Annotated in this window: 27 protein-coding genes and 1 pseudogene; 11 read left to right on the top strand and 17 right to left on the bottom strand. The window is 70.3% G+C overall.

Annotated elements, in window-relative coordinates:
• Window positions 1–4 precede the first annotated feature (4 nt).
• The 4 genes from H5V44_RS03480 to trmB all read right to left on the bottom strand — a co-directional run bounded on the left by H5V44_RS03480 (window position 5) and on the right by trmB (window position 4,936).
• Window positions 5–1,417 carry a hypothetical protein gene (locus tag H5V44_RS03480; RefSeq protein WP_185191724.1) on the bottom strand — a complete coding sequence of 471 codons (1,413 nt, stop codon included), beginning with the start codon at window positions 1,415–1,417 and terminating at the stop codon, window positions 5–7.
• Between the two features lie 193 nt (window positions 1,418–1,610).
• Window positions 1,611–2,627, bottom strand: coding sequence for a hypothetical protein (locus tag H5V44_RS03475; RefSeq protein WP_185191723.1), 1,017 nt, complete (start codon window positions 2,625–2,627; stop codon window positions 1,611–1,613).
• Between the two features lie 7 nt (window positions 2,628–2,634).
• Complete coding sequence (priS, locus tag H5V44_RS03470; RefSeq protein WP_185191722.1) at window positions 2,635–3,792, bottom strand: DNA primase small subunit PriS; 1,158 nt, start codon at window positions 3,790–3,792, stop codon at window positions 2,635–2,637.
• Between the two features lie 67 nt (window positions 3,793–3,859).
• Window positions 3,860–4,936 (bottom strand): HTH-type sugar sensing transcriptional regulator TrmB, encoded by a 1,077-nt coding sequence (trmB, locus tag H5V44_RS03465; RefSeq protein ID WP_185191721.1) that lies wholly within the window; start codon window positions 4,934–4,936, stop codon window positions 3,860–3,862.
• A 797-nt stretch (window positions 4,937–5,733) separates the two neighbouring features.
• On the opposite strand from trmB, the gene H5V44_RS03460 reads away from it, so the two are divergent.
• Window positions 5,734–6,747, top strand: coding sequence for a mechanosensitive ion channel family protein (locus H5V44_RS03460; protein ID WP_185191720.1), 1,014 nt, complete (start codon window positions 5,734–5,736; stop codon window positions 6,745–6,747).
• 35 nt (window positions 6,748–6,782) lie between these two features.
• Here H5V44_RS03460 and H5V44_RS03455 read toward each other — a convergent pair whose 3' ends face one another.
• From H5V44_RS03455 to H5V44_RS03445, 3 genes are all read right to left on the bottom strand, one after another.
• A complete protein-coding gene (locus H5V44_RS03455) occupies window positions 6,783–7,205 on the bottom strand; it encodes a universal stress protein (RefSeq protein ID WP_185191719.1) in 423 nt (140 codons plus the stop codon).
• Between the two features lie 130 nt (window positions 7,206–7,335).
• A complete protein-coding gene (locus tag H5V44_RS03450; protein WP_185191718.1) occupies window positions 7,336–8,718 on the bottom strand; it encodes a bifunctional metallophosphatase/5'-nucleotidase in 1,383 nt (460 codons plus the stop codon).
• Between the two features lie 66 nt (window positions 8,719–8,784).
• Entirely contained in the window at window positions 8,785–8,991 is a 207-nt protein-coding gene (locus tag H5V44_RS03445) for a dodecin (RefSeq protein ID WP_185191717.1), read from the bottom strand.
• Window positions 8,992–9,264: 273 nt separating this feature from the next.
• Between H5V44_RS03445 and fer the strand changes: the two genes are divergently transcribed.
• Complete coding sequence (gene fer, locus H5V44_RS03440) at window positions 9,265–9,657, top strand: ferredoxin Fer (protein ID WP_185191716.1); 393 nt, start codon at window positions 9,265–9,267, stop codon at window positions 9,655–9,657.
• Between the two features lie 217 nt (window positions 9,658–9,874).
• On the opposite strand, the gene H5V44_RS03435 is transcribed toward fer, so the two are convergent.
• Entirely contained in the window at window positions 9,875–10,606 is a 732-nt protein-coding gene (locus H5V44_RS03435; RefSeq protein ID WP_185191715.1) for a fumarylacetoacetate hydrolase family protein, read from the bottom strand.
• Between the two features lie 132 nt (window positions 10,607–10,738).
• Here H5V44_RS03435 and H5V44_RS03430 point away from each other — a divergent pair, with 132 nt between their 5' ends.
• Window positions 10,739–11,455, top strand: a complete 717-nt coding sequence (locus H5V44_RS03430; protein WP_185192020.1) for a metal-dependent hydrolase — start codon at window positions 10,739–10,741, stop codon at window positions 11,453–11,455.
• A gap of 126 nt (window positions 11,456–11,581) precedes the next feature.
• Window positions 11,582–11,980, top strand: a complete 399-nt coding sequence (locus H5V44_RS03425; RefSeq protein WP_185191714.1) for an OsmC family protein — start codon at window positions 11,582–11,584, stop codon at window positions 11,978–11,980.
• 33 nt (window positions 11,981–12,013) lie between these two features.
• On the opposite strand, the gene H5V44_RS03420 is transcribed toward H5V44_RS03425, so the two are convergent.
• The 3 genes from H5V44_RS03420 to H5V44_RS03410 form a co-directional block, all read right to left on the bottom strand.
• Window positions 12,014–12,187, bottom strand: a complete 174-nt coding sequence (locus H5V44_RS03420) for a hypothetical protein (RefSeq protein ID WP_185191713.1) — start codon at window positions 12,185–12,187, stop codon at window positions 12,014–12,016.
• A 113-nt stretch (window positions 12,188–12,300) separates the two neighbouring features.
• Window positions 12,301–12,891 (bottom strand): DJ-1/PfpI family protein, encoded by a 591-nt coding sequence (locus tag H5V44_RS03415; RefSeq protein WP_246403651.1) that lies wholly within the window; start codon window positions 12,889–12,891, stop codon window positions 12,301–12,303.
• Between the two features lie 57 nt (window positions 12,892–12,948).
• Window positions 12,949–13,758, bottom strand: coding sequence for an HAD-IIA family hydrolase (locus tag H5V44_RS03410; RefSeq protein WP_185191712.1), 810 nt, complete (start codon window positions 13,756–13,758; stop codon window positions 12,949–12,951).
• 392 nt (window positions 13,759–14,150) lie between these two features.
• Between H5V44_RS03410 and H5V44_RS03405 the strand changes: the two genes are divergently transcribed.
• Both H5V44_RS03405 and dpsA read left to right on the top strand, forming a co-directional pair.
• A complete protein-coding gene (locus tag H5V44_RS03405) occupies window positions 14,151–14,942 on the top strand; it encodes a GTP cyclohydrolase IIa (protein ID WP_185191711.1) in 792 nt (263 codons plus the stop codon).
• Window positions 14,943–15,047: 105 nt separating this feature from the next.
• Window positions 15,048–15,596, top strand: a complete 549-nt coding sequence (gene dpsA, locus H5V44_RS03400; RefSeq protein ID WP_185191710.1) for a DNA starvation/stationary phase protection protein DpsA — start codon at window positions 15,048–15,050, stop codon at window positions 15,594–15,596.
• Between the two features lie 87 nt (window positions 15,597–15,683).
• Here the strand turns inward: dpsA and H5V44_RS03395 are convergent, their stop codons facing one another.
• Window positions 15,684–15,863: a hypothetical protein gene (locus tag H5V44_RS03395; RefSeq protein ID WP_185192041.1), complete on the bottom strand. Its 180-nt coding sequence runs from the start codon at window positions 15,861–15,863 to the stop codon at window positions 15,684–15,686.
• A 61-nt stretch (window positions 15,864–15,924) separates the two neighbouring features.
• Here H5V44_RS03395 and H5V44_RS03390 point away from each other — a divergent pair.
• The 5 genes and pseudogenes from H5V44_RS03390 to H5V44_RS03370 all read left to right on the top strand — a co-directional run.
• Window positions 15,925–16,341, top strand: a pseudogene (locus H5V44_RS03390) (oxidoreductase); the annotation flags it as partial.
• 63 nt (window positions 16,342–16,404) lie between these two features.
• Window positions 16,405–17,298 (top strand): DUF7547 family protein, encoded by an 894-nt coding sequence (locus H5V44_RS03385; protein ID WP_185191708.1) that lies wholly within the window; start codon window positions 16,405–16,407, stop codon window positions 17,296–17,298.
• Between the two features lie 119 nt (window positions 17,299–17,417).
• Window positions 17,418–18,368 (top strand): ABC transporter ATP-binding protein, encoded by a 951-nt coding sequence (locus H5V44_RS03380; protein ID WP_185191707.1) that lies wholly within the window; start codon window positions 17,418–17,420, stop codon window positions 18,366–18,368.
• Window positions 18,365–19,126, top strand: coding sequence for an ABC transporter permease (locus tag H5V44_RS03375; protein ID WP_185191706.1), 762 nt, complete (start codon window positions 18,365–18,367; stop codon window positions 19,124–19,126). Before H5V44_RS03380 ends, H5V44_RS03375 begins: the two co-directional genes overlap by 4 nt.
• A gap of 58 nt (window positions 19,127–19,184) precedes the next feature.
• Window positions 19,185–19,853 (top strand): bifunctional 4-hydroxy-2-oxoglutarate aldolase/2-dehydro-3-deoxy-phosphogluconate aldolase, encoded by a 669-nt coding sequence (locus H5V44_RS03370; protein WP_185191705.1) that lies wholly within the window; start codon window positions 19,185–19,187, stop codon window positions 19,851–19,853.
• Here the strand turns inward: H5V44_RS03370 and H5V44_RS03365 are convergent, their stop codons facing one another.
• From H5V44_RS03365 to H5V44_RS03345, 5 genes are all read right to left on the bottom strand, one after another.
• Window positions 19,854–20,552: a carbonic anhydrase gene (locus tag H5V44_RS03365; protein WP_185191704.1), complete on the bottom strand. Its 699-nt coding sequence runs from the start codon at window positions 20,550–20,552 to the stop codon at window positions 19,854–19,856.
• 47 nt (window positions 20,553–20,599) lie between these two features.
• Entirely contained in the window at window positions 20,600–22,288 is a 1,689-nt protein-coding gene (locus H5V44_RS03360; RefSeq protein WP_185191703.1) for a PH domain-containing protein, read from the bottom strand.
• A gap of 1 nt (window position 22,289) precedes the next feature.
• The gene (locus H5V44_RS03355; protein WP_185191702.1) at window positions 22,290–22,757 is read right to left on the bottom strand and encodes a PH domain-containing protein; all 468 of its coding nucleotides are present in this window, start codon (window positions 22,755–22,757) and stop codon (window positions 22,290–22,292) included.
• Window positions 22,758–22,764: 7 nt separating this feature from the next.
• Window positions 22,765–23,223 (bottom strand): CopD family protein, encoded by a 459-nt coding sequence (locus H5V44_RS03350; RefSeq protein ID WP_185191701.1) that lies wholly within the window; start codon window positions 23,221–23,223, stop codon window positions 22,765–22,767.
• 63 nt (window positions 23,224–23,286) lie between these two features.
• Window positions 23,287–23,973 (bottom strand): YqjF family protein, encoded by a 687-nt coding sequence (locus H5V44_RS03345; protein WP_185191700.1) that lies wholly within the window; start codon window positions 23,971–23,973, stop codon window positions 23,287–23,289.
• Window positions 23,974–23,998 lie beyond the last annotated feature (25 nt).

Raw genomic sequence — 23,998 nt, 5'->3', positions numbered from 1 at the left:
CGCCTCACCCAACGACCGGCAGCGAGATCACCCACAGCGAGACGACGGTGTAGCCGATCATCAGGGCGAGGTGCGGCGCGTGTGAAGCCCGCGCGATCCGGTCGGTGGGGGCGAGCCGGGTGGTGACCGCGTCGGCGGCAACGACGGCGACGACGTGACCGCCGACGATACAGACGACCTGCAGCCCCCAGAACGCCGGAAGCGAGAGCCACCACAGGGGATCGACGGCGTCGAGCCCGAGGAGCCGCGGGAGTCGCCCGGCGTTCGTCAGGACGTACGCTGCGTTGTGGGCGACCTCGTACCCCGCGAGGATCGGCGCCAGGGTCGGCGCGAGCAGCAGCGCCACGGCGTCGGAGACACCGTCGGGCTCCGGACGGGCGTCACGGCCGGCTGTCGCGCGCGGCGGCTCCGACCGGAGGAGCCACACGATGAGGGCGGCGATGCCGGAGAACGCCGCGAGGAACGCGGCGAGCCCAACGACATAGAGCAGGAGACTCGCCGTGGCGTCGGCCGGCAGTGCGTCCCGGACGGCGAAGTAGATCCCGCGGTACGCGGGCGACTCCGCGAACCCGTCGAAGGTGACGGTGTAGATCGCCGCGACGACGAACGCCGCGGTCGCCCGGTCGTCGACGGCGCGCGTACACCCGTCCCACGGGTAGCGAACGGTGAACACGGCGGCCCCGTCGTCGCGACGGACCGACACCGGTGCCACACGCCCCAGGAGTCCGTACAGTACCGACAACGCGTCGGCGCGATCGAACCACGATCGACCGAAGACGAGTCCGCCGGCGAAAAGCAGGAGGGCGTACCCCGCCACGACTGCAGCGGTAGCCGCCGGGCGTTGCGGAACCCGAGTGAGGTTCTCGATCACGCCGACGAGGGCGAGGAACCCTACGAACGCGGGCCACCGCCCGAGCCACGCCGGATACCTCCGGGCGGCGATCTCGGATCCTTCCAGGCGGCAGACGGCGTCGTAGGCCGTCCGCCACGGCGAGAGGACGCGCCACGGCGAGCCCGCGAGGACCGCGACGATCCCGACGCCCTTCAGCCAGACTGACCACGTAAAGATGGTCGCGAAGTTCCCGGTCGGGGTCCGCGGGCCGACGATCCCGTAGAACAGAACGGTGACGAACGCGAGGAGGAAGCCGACGCGCCCGGCGACCCGGGTCGCCGAGGCGACGCCCGGCGGGAGCGAGCCGATCCGGGCCCCGGGAGCGGGCGTCGCGTCGAGAAACGCGGCGAGCGCCGCGCTCACAGCCACCGTGAGGCCCGCGCCGAGGTACACCAGCCAAAGCGGTACCGGCGCGTCGAAGCGAGTGACGATGCCGTGGGCGGACGCGGAGCCGACCGCCGCCACGAGGAGCGTGCAGGTCGCCGCGAGGCGGACGGCGGCCCGGCGCGGGAGACGGCCAACCATTACTCGGAGGTACGCTGCCGCGTACAAAACGGGCGCGGAGCGGATCCCCGAACGGAGCACGCGGCGTGATCGTTCGCCACGGAGTCACACTCGTCCGGCACTTCGGTCACAGGTACCGGACCGTCCACCCCCGCGTACGACCCGCCGGGCACCAGACGGTGTGAAAAGGGAGCGTGAGCGGGGCCGAACCCGGTCACTCCAGCCGTTCGGCGGCGTCGCGATCGACGAGCGGTCCGGCGTTCGTCGCCGGCAGGCGGACCACGTCCTCGCGTTCGAGGTCGTACTCCCGCTCGTCGACGCCGTAGATCTTCCCGACGTCCGCCGTGATTCTGAGCGTGACGCGGTCGTCGTGGGGGGCGTCCCGCCCGTTCGTGGCTCCGTCCTGCCCCGCGTCGCCGGAGTCGCGCGACGGCGGGCCCCCGGCGGGGACCACGGTCGCGTCGCCGCCGTCGGTCTCCGCGCCGTCGACGACCGGGACGTCGCGCTCCCGATCCGCCGGGGTCGCCCCGTCGACGGCTTCCGGCGTGGCCGGATCGGGGTCGCTGCCGGTCCGCGACGTCGACGCCGACTCCGCGCCCGCGTCGGTTCCCGACTCCCCGGCGTCGTCGCCGCCCATCGCGGCCGCCAGCACGTCGTCCGGCGCCGGCGGCCCCGCGGACGGTCCGCGTTCGGGGGGATCGCCGCCCGCGTCGGCGGGGTCGGACTCCGTGGGAGCCGGCGTCGCCGCGTCGCCGCCCTCGGAAGTTGCTGTCCCGTCGGCGCCGGTGGCGGGTTCCGGGGCCGACGCGTCCACGTCGATGTCGACGCCGCTTTCATCGCCGCCCTCGCCCGCGAGGGTGTCGAGGACGGTCCGGCGGTTCTGCTTGATCCGGTCGACCAGGTCGTCGAACAGCGCGCGTTCCTCGACGGTGAGCCCGCTTTTGTCCGCACTCATATCTGCGGCCGCGAAGGACGCGAGCTTCACCACCTTGCCGACGCGGCGCTCGTAGATCGCCTCGACGACGTCTTCTGCAGTACTGATCTCGTCGGAGAGCTGTCCGACTTCGGGATCCCCGAAGGGATCGTCGGCGGCCTCGGCGGCGCGTCGGCGTTCGGCCTTGCGTTCCGCGATGTAGGCGGCGACGTCCTCGTAGAAGGAGTCACGGAGGTGCTGGAGGCTGTCCTTCTGGCGCTCGGTCCGTCGGACGCTCCGTAACTCGTCTAAATCCATTCGGTGATCACTCCGTGCGTTTCTCGGCGCGACCTCTGGTCATCAGGAAGACGCCGAGACACTCCTCGATCGGTTGCTCTCCCTCCTGGATACTAAACGTGTCGCCGTCGAAGGTGACTTCCCCGGGGTCGGTGACGGTGATCCGGATGTCGCGGCCGCGGAACCGGTCCGGAACCGCGTCCTCGAGCGGCCGGAACCCGTCGATCTCGGACCGCGAGAGCGGCGTCACCACCAGCCCGGAGCCGCCGTGGAGGCTCCCCGGAAGCCGGATGAGCCGTTTGGTGTCGGTGGTCACCGGCTCGTCGATCGGCGCGGTCTCCTCGGCGACCGTCTCCTCGGCGAGCGCGTCGACGAGGATCCGCGTGCCCGGGCCGCCGGCTTCGACGTTGCCCGCGCGGATGGCGTCGAAGTTGTGTTGGAGTTGCCCGAGGATGGTTTCGGCGCGGCCCTCGCCGATCCCGTCGAGTTCCTGGAGCCGTTCGAGCGCCGCCGCTTCCTCCGTCTCCCGGAGGGTTTCGGCGAGGTCGACGAGCCGGGCGTGGACCCGCGCGCCCCACCCGCCGCGCCGGCGGAGCACCCGTCGGGTGGTGCCCTGGACGGATTCGGTCCCGATCAGCCCCTCGCGGTCCAGATCGATCGCGCGGACGTAGTCGACGATCTCCCGCCGCGCCTCGCTGTCGAGGTCGCGGATCTCGGGGTCGCGGACGTGAACGTGGTACCCTCGGCCGCCGGAGAACACCACCTGCGTCTCCTCGAACCCGAAGTCGTCGTCGAGAAACGACAGCAGGTTCCGGAGTTCGTCCTTGCACGCCGCCAACATCCCGGCGTAGGCGGTCTCCGCGGGATCGACACCCGGGAGGTGGTCGGCGTCGAGGTCGAACACCAGGTCCGCCGACTGCCACCCCTTCTCGTCCATCTCCCCGGCGCCGGGGTCGGCGAAGCGCGCCGACGAGAAGTAGACGTGGCGGGGCGCAGTCCGGTGGAGGAAGTCGTCGAGGTCGCCGAGGTCGAGCAGCGACTGGTGGCGGACCATCGTGGTCGACCCCGCGCTCCAGGGGATGTGGCCCCACTCGCGGCGGTCGGCCGCGGGCGGGAGGGAGACGCCGTTGCGGCGGTAGTAGTCGCCGAACCGCCCCTCCAAATAGGCTCGCGTGCGGGCCTCCATCAGTCCGCGTCGATAACGGGGGGCGGCCTAAAGCCGTTGTGTCTCACGGGTCGGGGGAGGTCTGCGGTCAGTCCTGGGCCCGCGAGTCGAAGCTGTCGCGGTCCGGGACCCCGTCGCGCCCGAGGAGGATCTCCTGGGCCTCGACGTCCTCCAACGACGCGACGAGGCCGCCGACCTCGAGGACGCCGTCGTCGGTTTCGAGACGGAGCGACGCCACCTCCTCGGTCTCCTCGAACGTCGTCGTCTCGACTTCCCCTTCGACGAGTACCGGGTCGCCGCTCTCGACGTCGCGGCCGGTGATGGAGGCGTAGAACGGCCCGTCGAGTTCCCGGACGTCCTTCACCGCGCGGCGGATCGAGGCGTACCGCCGGGGGAAGGGTCGGCGCTTGCCGTCGGTCGAGAGCGTCTCGGCGGTCGACCACAGAACGGTCCCGAAGAAGCCCGACACCAGAAAGCCAAGCGCCGACCGGTTGAAGATCACGCCGTACCGCTCCCGGTCGTCCCGCAGCGCGTCCTGGGTCGCATAGATCGAGTAGTTGCCGTCTGCGACCGCCAGAACTGGAGTGGTGATCCCGCGGCGGGCCCGGGCGATCGTCGACACCTCGCCGTAGTCGAACTCCGCGGGGTCCGGCGCACGCGAGGCGGGCGTCACCAGCAGATCGATGCTCACGCCGTCGTCGATCGCGGCCGCCAGGTCCTCCCGGAACCGACGGAGCAGATCGGGCGTCAGCGAGAGCACGAGCTCGAACTCCGCGCCGTCGATGATCTCCTCGACGTACCGGAGGATCGTCGACCGCGACTTCACCAGCGAGACCGCCTCCGTCTCCCTGGCCGGGGCGGTGTAGCGCGCTTCGAGTTCGTCGACGAGGTCGTCGAGCGACTGTCTGACCCCGCCGAGGGCGTCCTCCGGGGCGACCGCGACGATCTTCATCGGCCGCGACTCCCGGAGTTCGACCAGCCCCCGATCCGAGAGGCTCCGGACCGTGTCGTACACCCGCGGCTGCGGGATCTCGGTCCGATCCGCGATCTCGGAGGCGGTGAGTTCCCCGTGCTCTAAGACCGCCAGATACGCCTCGATCTCGTACTCGCCGAGGTTGAACCGCTCGCCGACCCGTTCGAGAGTCGACCTGAGGTCGTCGGTCATACAGGGAGCTCCACGCCCACCCACTTACTATTTACCGTGTTCCGAGTAGCACCCGGTTACGAAATTACATATACATCCGGTCGTCGGGAGAGAACTCCCGCTTTGCGAGCCGATCGGCGAATCCGGTGTAGTACTGCTCGAACTCGGCGGCGAACGCCCCCGAAGACGCGGGGTCGATGCCGAAGTCGTAGACCCCGGCGACGGTCTCGACCGGCCGGATCGCGGTCCCGATGTCGGGGGGCCTGGGCGTGAACCGGTGTGATGTACGCGCAGACGTCGAGCGGCGAGTCGACGCCGGCGGGAGCCGTCCGTCGCGACGTAGGAGGTGCGGTGTTCGTCCGGGCCGTAGGGGAAAGGACGCTCGGGAGCGCGACCACCTCCGGGAGGTCGCCGGACTCCGCCCACGCCCCGGTCGCATCGGGGAGCGGCAGCGACGCCATCCGTGGGACGAACAGTTCGGCCACGGGACCGTCACGTTGAGGTCCGACCGCGGGAACAGCCGGGTACGTCGGCGCGGCCGGGAGGCCCTCGACGACGCGTCCGGTCCCCGTCAGTTCCGGGTGATCGACACGGTAGTCGACGGCGGCCAGGCCAGGAGTCCGAACGCGGAGAACCCCGCCAGCAGCGTGTTGCTCGGGGGAGTCTCGGGACGACCTCGAAAACGGAGCAGCGTCGGAGACGGGTGCCATACCGGGTGCAGGGTCGCTCGGGTCGTACGTTTCGGGCGATCGCCGGCCGGCCGGACGGCTTCCGCTCGCGAACGACCCTTTTTGTGTGCCCTCCGCGTGGTCGGCGGTATGTGGCTGGGCACACCGCCCGCTGTGGCGTCGGTCGCCGCCGTCCAGGGTGGGTTGGTCGCGGTCGTGCCGGAGTGGGCCAAGTTTCCGGGGTGGAAGTGGGTCGCGGCGGCGCTCGTGATCGTTGCTGGAGTCCTGCTCTCGCGGTACGTCGTCCGGCTGGCCGGCCGGCCGATCGCACGGCGGTTCCGTCGGCAGAGCGTCGCACAGATGGTCCTCCGGCTCGTCCGGGGGAGCATCATCGCGGTCACCCTCGTTGCCGCCGCGTCCATCCTGGGGTTCGAGCTGGGCAACGTCGTGCTGTCGGTCACGGTCTTCTCGGCGGTCCTGGGGATCGTCCTCGCGCCGATCGTCGGCAGCGCGATCAACGGGCTGTTCATCCTCGCGGACGAGCCCTACGAGATCGGCGACATGATCGAACTGCAGGACGGCCGCCGTGGGTTCGTCGACGAGATCACGATCCGGTACACCAAGCTGTTCACCCTCCAAAACACCTTTCTGGTGGTCCCCAACTCCACGATGCGGGAGCAGCTTGTGACCAACTACTCCGCGGAGGACGAACGCGTGCGACTGAAGCTCGACGTGCTGGTGACCTACGAATCCGACACGGAACGGGCACGGACGCTAATGCGGCAGGCCGCAAGGGAGGACGACGCGGTGGTCCGCGGCGGCCCCGACATCCGGATCGGGAGCGCGCGATACCCCGCCCGCCCGACGGTGTTGCGGGCGTCGTTCGCCGACGACGGGGTCCTGCTCAGGCTCCGATACTGGGTCACGAAGCCCTACCGGATCCCGACGGTCGAATCGCGGATCCGGGATCGGATCTGGGACTCCTTCCGATCCGACGAGGCGGACATCAGGTTCGCGTACCCCCACCGGCACCTGGTGTTCGACGACACCAGCGGCACGCTCGACGCCAGCGTCGACGCCGACAGGGGAGCGGCAGAAGGGCGGCCGGCCGCGCCGCGCCGACAGCGCTCGGCGGACGGGCAGCACCCCGGCGACGGGGAGTGATCCGGCAGTCCCCGCGTCGGCGGCGGGACTGTGCCCTACACCGTCGCCCGGGTTCCGTCGGCGCGGACGGTGATCACGGTGCAGTCGAGCTTCTCCCGGAGATACGACTCGATGTCCGGATCGTCGAGGATCCGGCGGAGCATCCGCCGCCACCGCCCCGCCTGTTTCGATCCGAGGACGACCACGTCGGCCTCGTCGGCCGCCACCTCCTCTAAGATCGTCTCCTCGACGAGGAACCCGCGACGGACGACGTACCGGACGCGATCCAGCGATCCGAACGCCGCCTCGACCGACCGCCGGAGCTTCGCCCGGGTGACGCCGTGGTTCTCCTGATAGAGGTCCACGTGGAGGATCGTCAGCTCGGCGTTCCGCTCCTCGGCGATCCTGATGGCCTCCGAGAGCGTCGCTTTCGAGTGTTTCGTCAGCGGATACCGAACGGGGACCACCACGCGGACCATTACCGACCACAACGCGCTCACACAACCTGAACGTTTCTACTCCGGTCCGGGGGTCGAAACCGCCGTCCTGCCGGGCCGAGGTCACGATGCCGGGGCTCGGCAGGCACCCTACCCCCGGCGTAGGGGCCGCCTACGGGGTCCGGTCTGTCGCGTCCGCAACCCGCCGGATTCGCCCCTCGATCTCGGGGTCGATGCCGACGGTCCGTGCGTACTCGGCGAGTACCTCGAACTGGAGGGCTCTCTCCCCGGTTCGGTGCTGCTCCCGAAGCGTCGGGAACTCGTGGTCGGTGGACAGGACGTACGCGGAGGTGGCGATGGTGTACGTCGCCGCCGGGTCGATCGGGTCGCCGTCGACCCGGACCTCCCGTAGCCGGCGGGCCGCGGCGTCCCACGTGAGTCGAACGCCCGAGACGTGACCGTGCCACCTGTCGGGCGCTCCGGACTCGACCACCGCCGCCGACGACTCCCGCAGGATCGACCGGAGTTCCGCGCCCGTCACCGTCGCCTCGACGACCCGTTCCTGGAACGGGACCACGCTCACCAGGTCCGCGACGGTCACCGCGCCGGCGAGCGGCGGCCCCGCGCGGATCCCGCCGCTGTTCTGGAGCCCCACGTCCGCGCCCGTCGCCCACCGGTAGGCGTCGGCGACGAGGTTCCCGACTCGGGTTTCGCCCCCGAACACCGCGGCGTCGTGCCGCTCGACGGGGTCGGAAACGGTGCCGACCACCTCGTCGAGCCCCGCGGCGTCGACCCGGCCGCGGAGTGCACTCGCCACGTCGTCGGCGACGGGCGCCCCGGCGGTTTCGTGACGGTCGACGCCGATCGACCCCGTCGCGTCGAACCGCACCTCGACCACCGCGTGGCCGTTCGCGCCGGGGCGGAGGAGCCGCGTCCCCGCGACCCGGTCGTCCCGCTCGGAGTGGCGGTGGCCCCCGAGGATCAGGTCGATGTCGACCCGCCGTGCGAGGTCGTCGTCGCCGTCGCCGAGGTGCGACAGCGCCACGATCCGGTCGACTCCCTGTGTCCGGAGTTCCGGGACCGCGCGCTCGGCTGCCTCGTAGGGGTCGGTGAACTGCAGGTCCCGGGCCATCGGGTTCAACGACGGGGTCGCGGGGTCCGTGACGCCGAAGACGCCGATCCGGACGCCGTCTACCGTCTCGACGGTCCACGGGACGGTCTCCTCGGCCGCGAACCGCTCGCCGTCGGGGTCGTACACGTTTGCTGTGATCCAGGTCTGTGGGGCCGCACGGACCAGCGACCGCGTCGCCTCCGGCCCGAAGTCGAAGTCGTGGTTACCGAAGGTTTCGAAGTCCGGCCCGACGGCGTCGAAGAGATCGAGCGCCTGCCGGCCCTCCTCGATCAGCGCGAGCACGCCGGGAGCGGTGTTGTCGCCCGTCCCGCAGACGAGCGCGTCCGGGCCGTCGAGCCGGCGGATCGTCCCCGCCAGCCGGCCGGCCCGGGTGGGGTCGTCGTAGACGTTCTCGGCGTCCGAGTAGTGGAGGAGCCGCGGCATTCGATCGGAGTGGGCGCGGCGCGGAAAAGAAGTCGTCGGCGTCGCCGGTCGGGACCGGCCGTCGGTTTACTCGCCGTCGTGGAGCTCGAAGGCGACCGTGACCTCGGCTTGGTACTCGCGGTCCTCGACCGACGCGATCTCGACGCCCAACTCGTCGACCTCGACCCAGCAGACGTTGTCGAGGGTGTCGTTCGCGCGGTCGATCGCGTCGTCGGCGGCGTCGTCGAAACTCTCCTCGCTCCGGCCGATGAGTGTGACTTTCTTGAAGACCATCTACGAGTCAGCACCCACGTTAGTCGGTAACGCCCGTTTCGTGTCCTCTCCCTCGTCAGATCTACTGTTACCATATGACATGGCGGATCGGAGTTGGAGCCACAGTCACCTAAATGTGGACCCGTCGACAGGGGACACCACCGCCGACGGTGCCCGGGGGTCGTCGCCGGGCGCCAGCGTCGTGATCCGTCTGACGCAGTCGCCCGCGGCGTTCATATATCCCCCCAATATCGTGGCACGTCCTCACCCGAGACGTCGCCCAACCGTAGCACGATGCCGGAGATCGAATATCTCGACTACGAAGCGGTCGTCGAGCGGGACTGGGCGGTGGACGACGAGGACCTGTTCGAGAAGGCCGCGGCCGCCGACCTCGAACCGCCGGAGTACGGCTCCTTCGAGGCGAACGAGGCGGAGTACATCCTCGAAGCGGCCGAGGCTCGCGGACACGAGTGGCCGTTCTCGTGCCGGGCGGGCGCCTGCGCGAACTGTGCGGGGATCGTCCACGACGGCGCAGTCGAGATGGATATGCAACAGATACTCAGCGACGAGGAGGTCGCCGACCAGGGGATCCGGCTCACCTGCGTGAGTCGGCCCGCAAGCGACGAGGTCAAACTCGTATACAACGTGAAGCACCTCGACTCGTTACAGGACCGAGTGATCGGCTGACCGGCCCGCAACGCCGAGGGTGCCGCTCGGTCATACCTTCGTCAGATCCGTCCCGTATACGAGATGCGAGTGAGCTACCCCCGGCGTGTTCCTCGCGGGCGGCACCGCGTCGTCGGAGGTGACCCGCCGGAAGCGACGGCCCCGGACCGTCGGGTTCCGGTCCGGTTCTGCACGAGCGCCGGCCGAGCACCGGCGGGGGACGAACCGACGGCTGCCGCTACGGGATCCGCACGTCGTGTTCCAGGGTACCGACGCCCTCGACCTCGACGGCGACGTGGTCGCCGTCGGAGAGCGGGCCGACGCCGCTGGGGGTGCCCGTCGAGACCACGTCGCCCGGTTCCAGGGTGAGGTACGTGGTGATCTCCGCGATCAGTTCCGGGACGGAGAAGATGAAGAAGTCCCGCGAGGAGGACTGTTCGACGGTGCCGTTGATCCGGAGTTCCACAGCGGCGTCGGCCGGCACCTCGGCGGGCGGCGCGATCGCCGGCCCGATCGGGGCGGCGTTGTCGAACGCCTTCCCGCGGACCCAGTTCTGTTCGGCCCGCTGGTCGTCGCGGTTCGAGAGGTCGTTCAGGCAGGTGAACCCCGCGACGTAGTCCATCGCCGCGTCGGCGTCGACGTTGCGGGCGGGCTCGCCGATCACGGCCGCGATCTCGGCCTCGTAGTCGATCCGCTCCTTGCCCGCGGGCAACGTGACGGTGTCGCCGTGACCCGAGAGCGTGTTCGGCGGCTTCAGAAAGAGCAGCGGCCGGTCGGGAACCTCGTTGCCGAACTCCTCGGCGTGTTCGGCGTAGTTGCGCCCGATGCAGACGATCTTGGTCGGCTCACACGGCGGCAACACGTCGACCGCGTCGAGGTCGTAGGTCTCGTCGCCGAAGGAGACGGCGTCGCCGTGCCACTCGCCCGTGCGGACCGATCCCGCCGGATCCCTGAATCTGGCCGTTCGCATACCGACGGCGTTGTCGGCTCGGGGCTTCGGTCTTTCCATCCGTCTCGGGGGATCGCATCACGACGACCGCCGGACGCCGCCGGGGACACGCTTTATTGTCGTTCCGGCAGAAGCTAGGGGTGACGTATGACGATGGAACTCACCTGGCACGGCCACTCGACGTGGCACGTCGACGTCGACGGCACAACCTTCCTGATCGACCCCTTCTTCGACAACCCCAAGACCGACCTCGCGGCCGCGGACGTGGAGACGCCCGACTACCTCCTCCTGACCCACGGCCACGCCGACCACATCGCCGACGCGGGGGCGTTCGCCGACGCGACGGCGGTCGGCGTCCCGGAGCTGACCGGCTACCTCGAATCGGAGGTCGGGTTCGAGGACACCATCGGGATGAACATCGGCGGTACCGTCGAGTGCGGCGACGCGTTCGTGACGATGCACCGCGCCGACCACACCAACGGGCTCAACACGGGCTATGAGACCAGCCTGGGCGTGCCGGTCGGGTTCCTCCTCAGCGACACGAAGCCGACCCAGGAGTCCGACGCCAACGCCACCACGTTCTATCACGCCGGCGACACCGGGCTGATGTCGGAGATGAAGGACGTGATCGGGGCGTATCTGGAACCCGACGCCGCCGCCCTCCCCGTCGGCGACCACTTCACGATGGGGCCGGTACAGGCCGCCATCGCGACCGACTGGCTGGACGTCGACCACGCGTTCCCGATGCATTACGACTCCTTCCCGCCGATCGAGATCGACACCGACGACTTCGTCCGCGAGGTGAAAGCCACCGGGTCCGACGCCGAAGTCCACGTCCTCGACGGCGAGGAGTCCGTCACCCTGGAGTGATGTCGGCCGTCCGGGGCCCGATTCCGGCCGTCTCCCTCGACCCGGCCGGTGCCGGGACGCCCCGGAACACCGACGAACCACGTCATAGGTACTTTTAGGACGCGTCGGCGCCTCAATCAAGGAGGAATGAGTGACATTCGGACGTCCACTGTCAGCGACGAGGGGTTCGCCAGTTCCAGCCAGGTCGGGGAGTTCGAGCTCGGGATCGACGCCACCGGGGAGACCGGACCGGATCCCAACGCCGTCTTAGTGGCGGACTACGCCGCGTGTTTCCTCCCGGCCTTCCGGGTCGGCGCCCAACAGCGCGACCACGACGACCTCGGGAAGGTACAGATCGACGCGGACGCCGACCTCGATGACGACGACGACCTCGAAGCGATCCGGTTCGACATCCACGTCGAGGCGGACCTCGACGGCGGGACCCTCGCCGAGATCGTCGAGCGCGCGGAGGACATCTGCCACGTCCACTCGGCGCTCCGGCCGGAGCTCCGCGCAGAGATAGCGACCCACGGCGACGCGTTCTGACGGAGGTGAGGCGCTCCTCGCGAGTATCGCCGGCTAGCTACGGGCGTACGCCCGGAAACTCATCGCCTGGCCGTCCGCGATGACGATGTCCCGGCCTTCGGGGTCGGGGACGGATCGTTCCTCGACCGCGTCGTGCGAGAGGTACGGGTCGGCCGGTTCGGGCGCGTCCTCGGAGTAGACGTACGGACTGTTCGGTTGGTGGTCCATACGCGAGCGAACGCGCCGATCGCATATAACTCTTTGTCAGACGGTACCACACACCAGGGATCGACCCGCCGGTAGCCGCACCGAGGCGGGTCGATCAGAACGGGACCGACGAGTCAGTCGTCGGCCGCGGCGGGTTCCTGGGTCTCGCTTTCGGCGTCGAGCAGGTCGATGAACGCCGCAAGCCACTCGGGGTGGTCCGGCCACGCCTGGCCGGTCACGAGGTTCCCGTCGACGGTGACCCCGTCGACCCACGAACAGCCGGCGGCTTCGACCTCCGGCCGCACGGCGGGATAGGCGGTCATCTCGTAGCCGTCCAGGACGCCCGCGGCCGCGAGAATCTGCGGCCCGTGACACAGCGCCGCGACCGGCTTTTCGGCCTCGAAGAAGTGGCGGACGGTGTCGAGGACCGCGTCGTAGGTCCGGAGGTACTCCGGGGCGCGGCCGCCGGGGACCACGAGGGCGTCGTAGTCCGCGGGGTCGACCGCGTCGAAGGTGGTGTTCACCTCGAAGTCGTGGCCGCGTTCCTCCAGGTAGGTCTGGTCGCCCCTGAAGTCGTGGATCGCGGTCTTGACAGTCTCGCCCGCCTCCTTCTCGGGACATACCGTGTCGACGTCGTGGCCGACGGCCTCGAGCGTCTGGTACGGGACCATCAGTTCGTAGTCTTCGCCGAAGTCGCCGACGATCATCAGGATCTGTTGGCTCATTGTCGTGCCTCGTCGGTAGTTCGTCGCCCGAGTCTATAACGATTGTGCACGCCCCGGTCAGTCACAAAGGAGCGACTCCAAGGCCGCAAGCGAGTCGAGGACGTGGTCCGGCCGGATCGGCGAGCCGTCGAGGGCGGCGTCGTCGGTCACGCCGGTCCGGACGAGCGCGGTCCGCATCCCCGAGCCCTCCGCTAAGGCGATGTCGGTGTCGAGGCGGTCGCCCACGACGAGCACCTCCTCGGGGCGGAGCCCGAGCCGTTCCAACGCCATATCCCGCGTGGTTCGGCTGGGTTTGCCCAGGATCGCCGCCGGGTCACGGCCGACGACGTTCGCGATCGCGTCGATCACGGCGCCGGAACCCGGAACGTTCCCCTCCGGCGCCGGGATGACGACGTCCGGGTCCGTCCCGAGGAAGGTGACGTCGGGGTCGTCCAGCAACCGGAGACACCGGCGGAGCGTCCGGTAGTGGAACTCCCGGTCGATCGACGCCACGAGGACGTCCGGGCGGGGGGTCGGCTCGGCTCCGGGCTCGGAGCCGACAATCCTGACGGTGAGGCCCTCCTGCCGGAGGAGGTCGACGAAGCCGGGTTCGCCAACCACTGCCACGCTCTCGCCGGCGTGGTGCGCCGAGAGATACCGGGCGGAAACGCTGCCGGCCGTGATCACCTCCTCGCTGTCGACGTCGAACCCCGCCCGTCCGAGCCGCCGCTCGTAGTCCGCGGGGGGTTTCGTCGGGTTGTTGGAGACGAACAGTCGCCGGAGTCCCGCGTCGTCGACCGCCGCGAGTCCGGCGGCCGCCCCGGGGAGCGGTTCGTCGCCGCGGACTAACGTTCCGTCGACGTCGAAGATCACGCCGCGAAGGGTCATCACCACCCATAAGGGCAGTGCGGTGTTTAACGTGATGGGCGTCGGGTGCCGGCAGCGAGACCGCAGCGAGTGCCGAGAGCCGCGACCGACACCCGCGTCGTCCCATCGGGCCTCGGCGTCCCGCCCGGGAGGTTCATATGCGATCACGGGACCACCCCCGGTGTGCGGTGACGCTCACCCCGCGCCGGGCAGCGGTAGTCCGGCACGTCGGCGCGGGGACGGCGGGTGCCGGCTGCTCGCTCCATACCCTACCTCCGGGACTACGTCGGGAGTCAACAGCGGGGAGACGACCGGCAGTTCGACCGACTGCGCCGGGGCCGTATCCCAGTTCTGAGACGATAATCCGATCTGATACGGAAAGACGCATATACCACAGGTTCTTGAGTGGGAGTGTGACGAATTCCCAGCTCACACTCGTTCAGATCGACAACTACGGCCCCTGGACGGTGACGCCGAACCCGCGCCGGGAGATGGACCTCCAGACCCTCCAATCGCGGCTCTTTGCGGACCTCGCGCAGTTCGTCGGGAGCCGGGACGGCTACGTCTTCTTCACGCGGTTCGACAATATGGTGGCGATCACCAACGGGCTCGACAGGGCGGACCACGCGCTGCTGCAGGAAACGATCGGCAACCGGTACCCCGTAACGATCAGCCTCGGGACGGGCGTCGACGAGGTGCCGGTCGCGGCGCTGGAGGCGGCGACCGCGGGGCTCCAACAGGCCGGCTCCGCGCAGGACTGCGACCGGCGGGAGGTGCTCGCCGGGAAGTTCCTCTCGGAGGCCGAGCAGGCCGACTCGAACGTCCGGATCGCCCACTTCGACGTCAACGACGCCACCGGGAAGTACACCGACCAGCTCAACGAGTTCGACTCGTTCATCCAGATCGAACAGGGGTACGCGACGCTGATGCGGTACCTCCGTGAGGAGCACGGCGCGCTCTCCTTTTTCGTCGGCGGCGACAACATCATTTCGGTCTGTCCGACGATGGACGAGGCCGACTACCGGAACGCCATCGACCACGTCGAGACCGCCGCGGGAGTCGAACTGAAGGTCGGCGTCGGTACCGCGTCCACTCCCCACGTCGCGGGAATGGACGCCAAACACGCCCTGGAGGAGTGCCGCCACGAGGGGACCGCCGTCGAACTCGGCCGGCCGCCGGAGGAAGTCGACGTCGCAACGGACTGATCCGGCGCCTCGGGGCCGGTACCGACCAATCGCGTTGGCGTTTGTGAAAAAGATCTTTTTGAAAGTCAAAGTATTAAGTTGGTGCCGGACGTACGTGGAAACGCAATGAGCACCCAAGAGACGGTTCGACAGAGCGCCGGCGAAGTCGAGGGCAGCGAGGCCCTGCGCGTCGACGCGGAACGGGCCGAACAGATCGTCGACGCCCTGAACACGGATCTGGCGTCGACGTACGTCCTGTACCACCAGCTGAAGAAGCACCACTGGAACGTCGAGGGCGCGGAGTTCCGCGACCTCCACATCTTCCTCGGCGAAGCCGCCGATGAGGCCGAGGAGTTCGCCGACGAACTCGCCGAGCGCGCACAGGCGCTCGGCGGCGTCCCGGTCGCGGGGACCGACGCCATCTCCGAACACGCCGCGGTCGAACCCGAAAGCGAGGACGTCTACGACATCCGAACGTCGCTCCAGCACGATATGGAGATGTACGGCGACATCATCGAGACGCTCCGCGACCACGTCGAACTCGCGGAGAACCTCGGCGACCCGACGACCGCACACCTCCTCCGGGAGAACCTGATCAACGTCGAGGACGCGGCCCACCACATCGAACACTACCTCGAGGACGATACGCTCGTCCTCGAGTCGGCAACCCGGTAGACGCCCACCCGCTTCGGCCGAGCGCTCCCGTTCGATAGGTAACGGCGCGCCGTCGATCACATAAGGATTCGCCGCGTTTTCGCCCGACTACCGTTCGATCGACGTCGCAGCGTCGGCGTCGAGCGCGATCCACCCGTCCGAGTTGTCCGCCTCGACGAGCACCATCCGGTCCGGCGAGGATCGGTGTGCGGAGACTTGCGACACCGACCCGCCTGTTAGGTCGGTCCCTGTGTCGGCAGCATCGTCGACGAACTCCGTTTCAGCCATTACTGTCCTCTGGCCCTCGCCAGGATAAAACGGTTTTGGTTCGCCTAAAGACGGCGGGCGCGACGCCCATCGGAAGGTCTGGCCCGACGACGGGCCGGTGTTCGTGCGGATCTCCGCGACCGACTGGCCGTCGTGGGACGCCGCGCGGCCGGCGCCGCTTCCGGCCGACGACGGCGCCGACCTGATCGACGTGAGCGCCGGCGGCATCCACCCCGACCAGCAGGTCCCCAACGCCGGGCCGGGGTACCGGATCCCGTACGCCGAGCGGGTACGGGAGGCCACCGACACAGCAGTGGGTGCGGTCGGCGGAATCACGGCGCCCCGGCAGGCGGATCAGGTGATCCGCAACGGTCGCGCGGACCTCGTCCTCGTCGGCCGGGAGCGTCTCCGGAACCCCTACTTCGCGCTGGAGGCGGCCCACGAACTCGGCGTCGACGTGGCGTGGCCGAAACAGTACCGGCGCGGTCGGGTCGACTGACGGGCGGCTCTACGGGGACGCGCCGGCGCACACGCTTTTGAGCGGTCGCCCCCAACGTCGGGTATGTCCTCCGATCCATCCGACCGCGACGACGACCTGCCCGATCTCCTCGACGACCTCGAAGCCACGCTCTCCGAGCTACGAACGGAGCTCCGGGAGGATCCGGGACGGGAGCGCGGGCGGGAACCGCCCGCGCGGCGGACCCGAGGGGATCGCCGCCGAGGCGGCCCGGACCTCCCACGCCCCCCGTCGGTGTCGGAGCTGTTGCGGTTCACCGAGCAGTACACGCTGCCGACGCTCATCTCGACGCTGGAAGCGACCATCCGGGCGCTGGAGCTCCTCCGCGGGACGCTCCGGCTGGTGGACCCCGACCGGACGGCCTTCGACGCGTCGGCGAGTGAGCGGGGCGCGTCGGCGGCGTCGCGGCTGGGCAGCGGCGCTCGGGGCGTCGGTCGGGAGGCGATCTCGGGGGTCGAGCGCGCGCTCGCGGACCTCGAAACCGCCCTCGCGGACGCGGACGTCCCGGAGGACCGCGCCTCGGGCGACCTCCTCCGGGAGGCCCGGGACCTCTCGGCCGAGGTCAGAGCGCGGCTGGACGCGACCCAGGACCCGGCGTCCGGGAGTCGAGACCGCCGGCGGGAGGCCGAAAACGCCGGCCGCAGCGACGCGACGGATACCCGATCCGAGGGCGTCGCCATCGAGGTGACCGACGGCGACGACGCGACCGCGGGCGACGCCGAGAATCCCGAGGAAGACCGCCCCGATGTCGACGTCGAGGCGGAGTTGGCGTCGATCAGACAGGAAGTTCACGGGGGCGAAGACCCCGATTCCTCCGCGGGAGGCGGGGAAACAGCGGACAGCGAGGGAGCCGACGGCGACGGCGGCTCCGAGCGAGCGGACGGCGGTGGGAACGAGGCCGACGGGATCGACGGCGGTTCCGACGACCGAGCCGCCTGAAGCGGACGCGTACGTCGAAGGAGGGACGTCGAGTCGGCCGCGACTCCCCGTGGAATCAGGGCCGCCGTGACGATCGCAGATCCGAACGGCTTAGGATCCGACGGCCCCCACCCGGAGACATGACCGCGGCACTCGTCGCCGAGGGCGTTCGGAAGGCCTACGGCGACGTGACTGCGCTCGACGGGGTGTCACTCGAAATCGAGGCGGGGGAGGTCTTCGGCTTGGTGGGGCCGAACGGTGCCGGGAAGACGACGCTCGTCCGGGCCCTGACCGGGACGGCTCGGGCGGATGGTCGGGTGCGGGTCCTGGACGCCGCGCCCACAGCCGTCGAGCGGTCCCGGATCGGCCTCCTCCCGCAATCGTTTTCGCCCGCCGGACGGCTCACCCCGCGGGAACTGCTTGCGCAGTACGCCGGTCGCTACGACGACGCCCGCGAGCCCGAGGCGGTCCTCTCGGACGTGGGGATCGACGGCCCGGCGCGGGAGCGGTGGTACGAGACGCTCTCGGGCGGCCAGAAGCGCCGGGTCTGCGTCGGGATCGCGCTGGTGAACGATCCGGAGGTGCTCTTCCTCGACGAGCCGACCACCGGAATCGATCCCGCGGGCCGGCGCGCGCTGTGGGGGCTGCTCGAGGACCTCGCCGCGGGCGGAACCACGGTGCTTCTGACCAGCCACTCGATGGCCGAGGTCGAACGGCTCTCGGACCGCGTGGGGTTCCTGAACGGGGGCCGGCTGGTCGCTGTCGGGACGCCAGGGGACCTGATCGCGGCACACGGCGGTCGGAGCCGGCTCGTGGTCGAACCCGGCGACGGTGTCGCGGAGTCGGACCCGACTCGGATGCCGGCCCCGGATCTCGCCGACCTCGACGGGGGCTTCGAGGTTTCCACCCGGCGTGGCCGGATCGTCGTCGAAGGGGTTGGTCCCCGCGACATCGACAGGGTGGTTGCGGCGTTCGACGCCCGCGGGGTCGACGTGGAGTCGCTGACGTGGACCCAACCCGACCTCGGCGACGTCTACCTGGCGGTCACCGGGGAGTCGTTCGAGGGTGGCGACGGGGAGGCGGTCCGATGAGCCGTGCGGGCCGGATCCGCGCGGAGTTCGTCGCCTCGTGGCACGCGTTCCTCCGGCGACGGACCGCGGTGTTCTTTACGTTCTTCTTCCCCGCGATCATCGTGGTGATCTTCGGCGCCCTGGTGGGGACGCAGCCGACCGGCGGCGGGCTGTTCTCGGAGCCCGACGGCTACTACATCGCGGGCTATCTCGCAGTCGTGGTGCTGTTTACGCCGCTTTCGCGGGTCGGCAGCACGGTGGCGCGCTACCGGGCGGGCAGCCGGTTCGAGAAGCTGGCGACGACGCCGCTGCGCCGGTGGGAGTGGCTGTTGGCGCAGTCGCTGGTGAACGTGGTGGTGATCGGCGCCGCGGCGACGCTTTTGCTCGCGCTCACCGTGCTCGTGACCGGGACCACGGTCCCGCTCGCCCCGGCGACGCTTCTGTTCCTGCCGTTCGTCGCGTTCGGGGTGACCCTGTTCTGCGGTCTCGGCGCGGCGATCGGTCGGCTCGCCGGCTCCCAGGACGGCGTGATCGCGGCCTCGAACGCGGTCGCGCTCCCGCTTCTGTTCCTCTCGGAGACGTTCGTCACCCCGGAGTTGCTTCCGGGCTGGTTCCGCCCCGCCCTGGCGTTCTCGCCGCTGACGTACGTCGCCCGCGGGATCCGCGCGGTGACGTACGCGGATGCGACGACGGCGGTCCTCCCGAACCTCCTGGCCGCGGCGGCGCTCGCTGCGGCGTTCTTCGCGGTCGGCGCGGCCGCCGTGCCCCGAACCGACTGAACCGGGTCGCGAGGGGTCGGCGGGTTTTATTCGCCCGTGGCGTCGACACCGACGTACGATGGTCACACTCGACACGAACGAAGCCACGGAACGGCTCGTCGACAGCGGCGTGGTCGCCGTGATGCGCGGCGCGGACCCCGACACCGCCGTCGAGGTCGCCGCGGCGTTGCACGACGGCGGCGTGACCGCCTTCGAGATCACCGCCGATACCCCCGACGCGATGGAACTCATCGCGGACGTGTCGGCGTCGTTCGACGAGTCGGCGGCGATCGTGGGCGCGGGGACGGTCCTCGACAGCGAGACTGCACACAGCGCCATCACCAGCGGCGCCGAGTTCGTTGTGGGGCCGACGTTCGACCCGGGAACGGTCGAGACCTGCAATCGCTACGGCGTCCCGGTCGCGCCGGGGGCACTCACGCCGACGGAGGCGCTGACCGCCTACGAGGCCGGCGCCGACATCGTGAAGCTGTTCCCCGCGTCGTCGATGGGGCCGGGGCATCTCTCCAGTATTGCGGGGCCGCTCCCCCAGATCCCGCTGATGCCGACGGGCGGGATCGACGTCGACAACGTCGCGGACTACATCGAGGCCGGCGCGGCGGTCGTCGGCGCCGGCAGCGCGATAATGGACGCGGAGGCGATCGAAGCGGGGGACTTCGAGTCGATCACGGAGACCGCACGCGAGTTCACCCGGGTGATCGCGGAGGCGCGGGGCGCTCGCGGGGAGTAGTCAGTCGGACAGCAGCGTCCCGACGTGGGCGTGAAGCGCCGGATCCAGTCGCTCGCGGAGCCGGTCGGGGTCGGTCTCGCCGTCGAGCGCGACCAGGTACGCGGTGCCGTCGGCGCCGCCGTACGCGCGCTGGAAGTCGTAGACGAACCCCGCAACCGTGACGCCCGGGGGAACGCCGGGGTCGGCGTGCAGGAACGCGGCCTGCTCGCGGACCGCACGTTCCGCGAGCCGATTTATCCCCGCCGGTCGCGGGGTGTCGGCGGTAACGATGCCGTTCTCGCGGGCCGCCTCGACGATCGGGACGAGCCGCTCGACCGCCGCGTGTACCGCGGGGGCGCCGTGGTCCTCGGCGTCGGCGTCGAAGACCGCGTCGTAGGCGGCGCTGATCGCTCCACAACCCGTGTGGCCGACGACCGCGACGAACCCGACGCCGAGCGACGAGACGGCGTAGCCGACGGTGTCGTTGACGACGCGGTCGCCGTCGACGTCCGCCCAGACCTGGTTGCCGACGTTGCTCCCGGTGAACAGATCGCCGTTCGAGCGGGCGCTCCAGATCCCCTCGGTCGGCACCCGGGAGTCCGAACAGGAGATCGACGCGACGCTCGGGCGTTGGACCTCCCTGACGGCGTCGAAGTGGCCGACATCGAGCGACGCGACGTGCTCGTCGTTGCTCCGCAGGAGCCCCTCGAGCGGATCCATACCGGACCCGTCGGTCGTTAGGGAGATCAATTGCCGGGGTCGCCGGATCAGTCCCGGTCGGTGGGGTCCTCGGCGTCTCCGGACCGGTCCGGGTCGGCGAGGGCGGGGTCCTCCGGGTCGGCATCGGCCGTCGCGCCGGTCGAGGGGTCCGGATCGCCCGCGTCGTAGGCGTCGTCGATGCCGATCCCGGCGCGCCCGGCGCGGTAGGCGTCGACCGCGCCGTCCAGTCGGGTTTCGAGTTCCTCGCGGAGGTCGTCGGCTCGTGCCCCCGAGATGTCGACCGCGGCGGCGTCCTGTCCGACCACCGACAGCGACCCCGCGGTGTCGACGGTGACCGTCGCGAGGTCGAGGCGACGCTGGAAGACGGTCCGGGCGTCGATCACGGTCTGTATCCGGTAGTAGGGGACGATCTTGGTCTGCCGCCGCAACACCCCGTTCCGGGTGACGACGTGGTGGTCACCGAGCCAGTGGCCGCGGTGTGTCCAGGTCGCGTGGGCGTACCAGACCGCGAGCGGGATCAGGATCGCGGGCGACCACGGCGGGAACGGCAGCGGGACGAACGCGTCGGCGGCGTACGCGATCCCGGTGAGGACGCCGACCACCAGCAGGTACCGAACCAGATACCGGCGCCGGGCCCGCTTCGGCGGCCGTCGGAACTCCACGTCGCCGACGGGTTCCAGCGCCTCGATCAGCGCCAGGACGCGCTCCCGCTTCGCCAGCGGAACCGCCGCCTCCGACCCCCGCGAACTCCCGCCGGAGCCGGGGGCGTAGCCCGCTGTCTCGATGTACAGCGTCGCGTAGCCGAAGTGCCGCTTCAGCGGGTTCTCCGACAGGGTCAGGGTCTGGATCTTGTCGAACGGGATCGACCCGTCGTACCGCTGGAAGAGCCCGCGTTCGTACTGGAGTTCCTCGCCCGACCGCACCAGCCGGAAGCCGTAGTACTGGGCGATGGCGGCGGCGGCGCCGACGATCCACGAGAGCACGGCGATACCGACCAGAACGAGGGTGGCGGCGACCGCGAGCGCGACACCCGAGGCCGAGGACAGGAACGTCGGGACCACGGTCGAACTGACCGTCGAAACGATCAGAAACAGGACGCCCGGCACGCGGAAGTCGATCGAGAGCGCGCCGACCAAGGCGAGTTCCGTCCGGCCGAGCGCGAACAGTTCGGTTTCCGACGGCCCCTCGAAGCGGCGGCCGGCCGGGTCCGCGGGGCGGTCCCCCGCCGGGGACTCGGCGTCGCTTCCGGTTTCGGCGGCGTCCTCGTCGCCGTCTGCTTCCTCGTCGGACCGCTTCAGCCGGCCGAGGGTCGCCTGGAGCCGTTTCGCCTCCTCGAAGGAGACGAACCGGAGCGTCGCCTCGGTCTCGCCGCCGCCGGCGGTCTCGAATGAGACGACCGCGATCCCGAACAACCGCTGGACCACGTTCCGGGAGATGTCGACGTTCTGGATCCGCCGCAACGGGATCTCGCGGCTGCGCCGGGAGAGCACCCCGGACTCGATGTCGAGGGTGTCCGCGCCGAGGTCGTAGGAGAACCGACGGACGTACGCCGTTTCGTAGCCGATCAACGCGAGGGCGCCGGCGCCCGCGAGCGCGAGCAGGACGAGCGGCCCCGCGGGACCGACGCCCGGAACGTCGAAGCCGCCCCCCATCGCGAACGCGACGGCGACCGCGATCCCGCCGCCGCGCTGGAGCACGCGGTACGGCACCGACAGCGGCGAGAGGCTCCGGGGCATCTCAGACGGCGTCCTCGCTCTCCGACCGGATCGCCAGCCGCTTCAGCCGCTCCCGCAGGTCGTCGGCGTCGCCCGGACCCAGCCCCGGGACCGACACGTCCGCGCCGCGGGAGCCGGCGGTGTAGACCACGGTGCTCGCCAGGCCGATCAGGCGCTCGATCGGCGACCGGGAGGTGTCGACGTGCTGGATCCGGACGAACGGGACCACCGTCCGGACCCGGGTGAACACCCCGCGTTCGAGGTACAGCGAGTCCCCGCGGACCTCGAAGCGCCACACCCGGTAGCGGAGGATCGCGAGGACGATCCCGAGCGACGCAAAGCCCACGAAGACCGCCGCGGGCGTCCAGCCGGGGAGCCACGGAGGCGCGAGAAATCGGGTGATGGCGACGGCGACGCCCGCGAGGATGGCGGCCGTGATGACGGCCCGACCCATCCATAACAGCCGAACGCGGGGGTGGAGTCTGTTCATCGGTCGGTCAGTAGAGTTCGATCCCCGCCGAGAGCAGTCCGGCGTCGACGAGCAGCAGGAGCCCAACCACGGCGGCGGCACGGAAGACGCCGGTCGCCGCCGAGGCTGGGGCGCGGACCCGCTTCTCGCGGAGTCCGTCCACGAGCCGGCTCCGCCCGATCTCGACGAGCGCGGTGAACACGAACCACAGCGCGAGCATCGCGAGCACCAGGTGACCCCGCGAGGTCCCGGTCAGCGACGCGACCGTGTAGCCCGTCCCGGCGAGGTGGCCGCCGGTGAGCAACATCACGACCGACGCGCCCCGGGAGAGGTACACCAGCCGGTCGGCGATGGCCTCCAGCGGGGCCGCATCGAGCGTCCCGTCGGCCGCCGCCGGCAGGACAGCCCCGGCGACGAAGACCACGCTGCCGACCCACAGCGCGCCGACGAGGACGTGGAGGGTCGTCATCACGGTGTCGATAGCCATAGGTGACCTCAGAGACCGGCCCCGCTTGAAACCCGGCGGTTCCGTCCGGCGTTGGAGGCCCCGTCATTGTGTCACCGGACCGAGGCCGCCGGCGGTCACGTCGATGCCCGGGGCGTAGTGGACGGTCGGTTCCGCGTCCGGCGCGTCGAACCCGCTGGCCGGAAACAGGGTATTGGAACGGATCGTCGCCGTCGCCTCGGCGATCGACCAGCGTGGATGCGAGATGTCGCCGGCGTACAGCCGGCTTCCAGCCGTGTAGAACCGGTAGTTCTCGGTCAGAAACGCCTCCAGGCTTCCCGGCTCCGGCGCGAACGTCTCGCCGGCCTGCCGGTAGGACGCGTCGAAGCGCGCCGGGGCGGCGTCGGCGTGTGTCCGGCGGCTCCGGAGCGTCATCGACCCGTCGTCCTCGCGGGTGTGCCGCATCTCCGCGCTGAAGTAGGGGAGCCGGAACGCCCCGCGGGCGATCGAGACGCCCAGGCGGTCGGCGGCGTCGAGGCTGAAGAAGTAGACGCCGCGGTCGCCGTTCGGGCCGGTGACGTAGGTGCGGAGGTTGAGTTCGGGAAACGACCGGCCGGCCGGCACGCCGCGGGGCCGGATCCCGGACATCACGAACCCGACGACGCCGAGCCACGCGTCCCCGTCGTGGGTCGCGACGTCCAGGCCGTCGGGCAGCTGTGCGGCGACGGTCGGGGCGTCGACGCGCCAGTGGGCAAAGACCACGTCGCGCCACCGCATCCGGAGGAGGTCCATACTCCAGGTAGGAGCTGCGGACACT

This window comes from Halobellus ruber (genome assembly GCF_014212355.1).
In the GTDB taxonomy this organism is placed as follows: Archaea; Halobacteriota; Halobacteria; order Halobacteriales; family Haloferacaceae; genus Haloquadratum; species Haloquadratum rubrum.
This window is presented reverse-complemented; position numbering and strand designations above follow the sequence as displayed.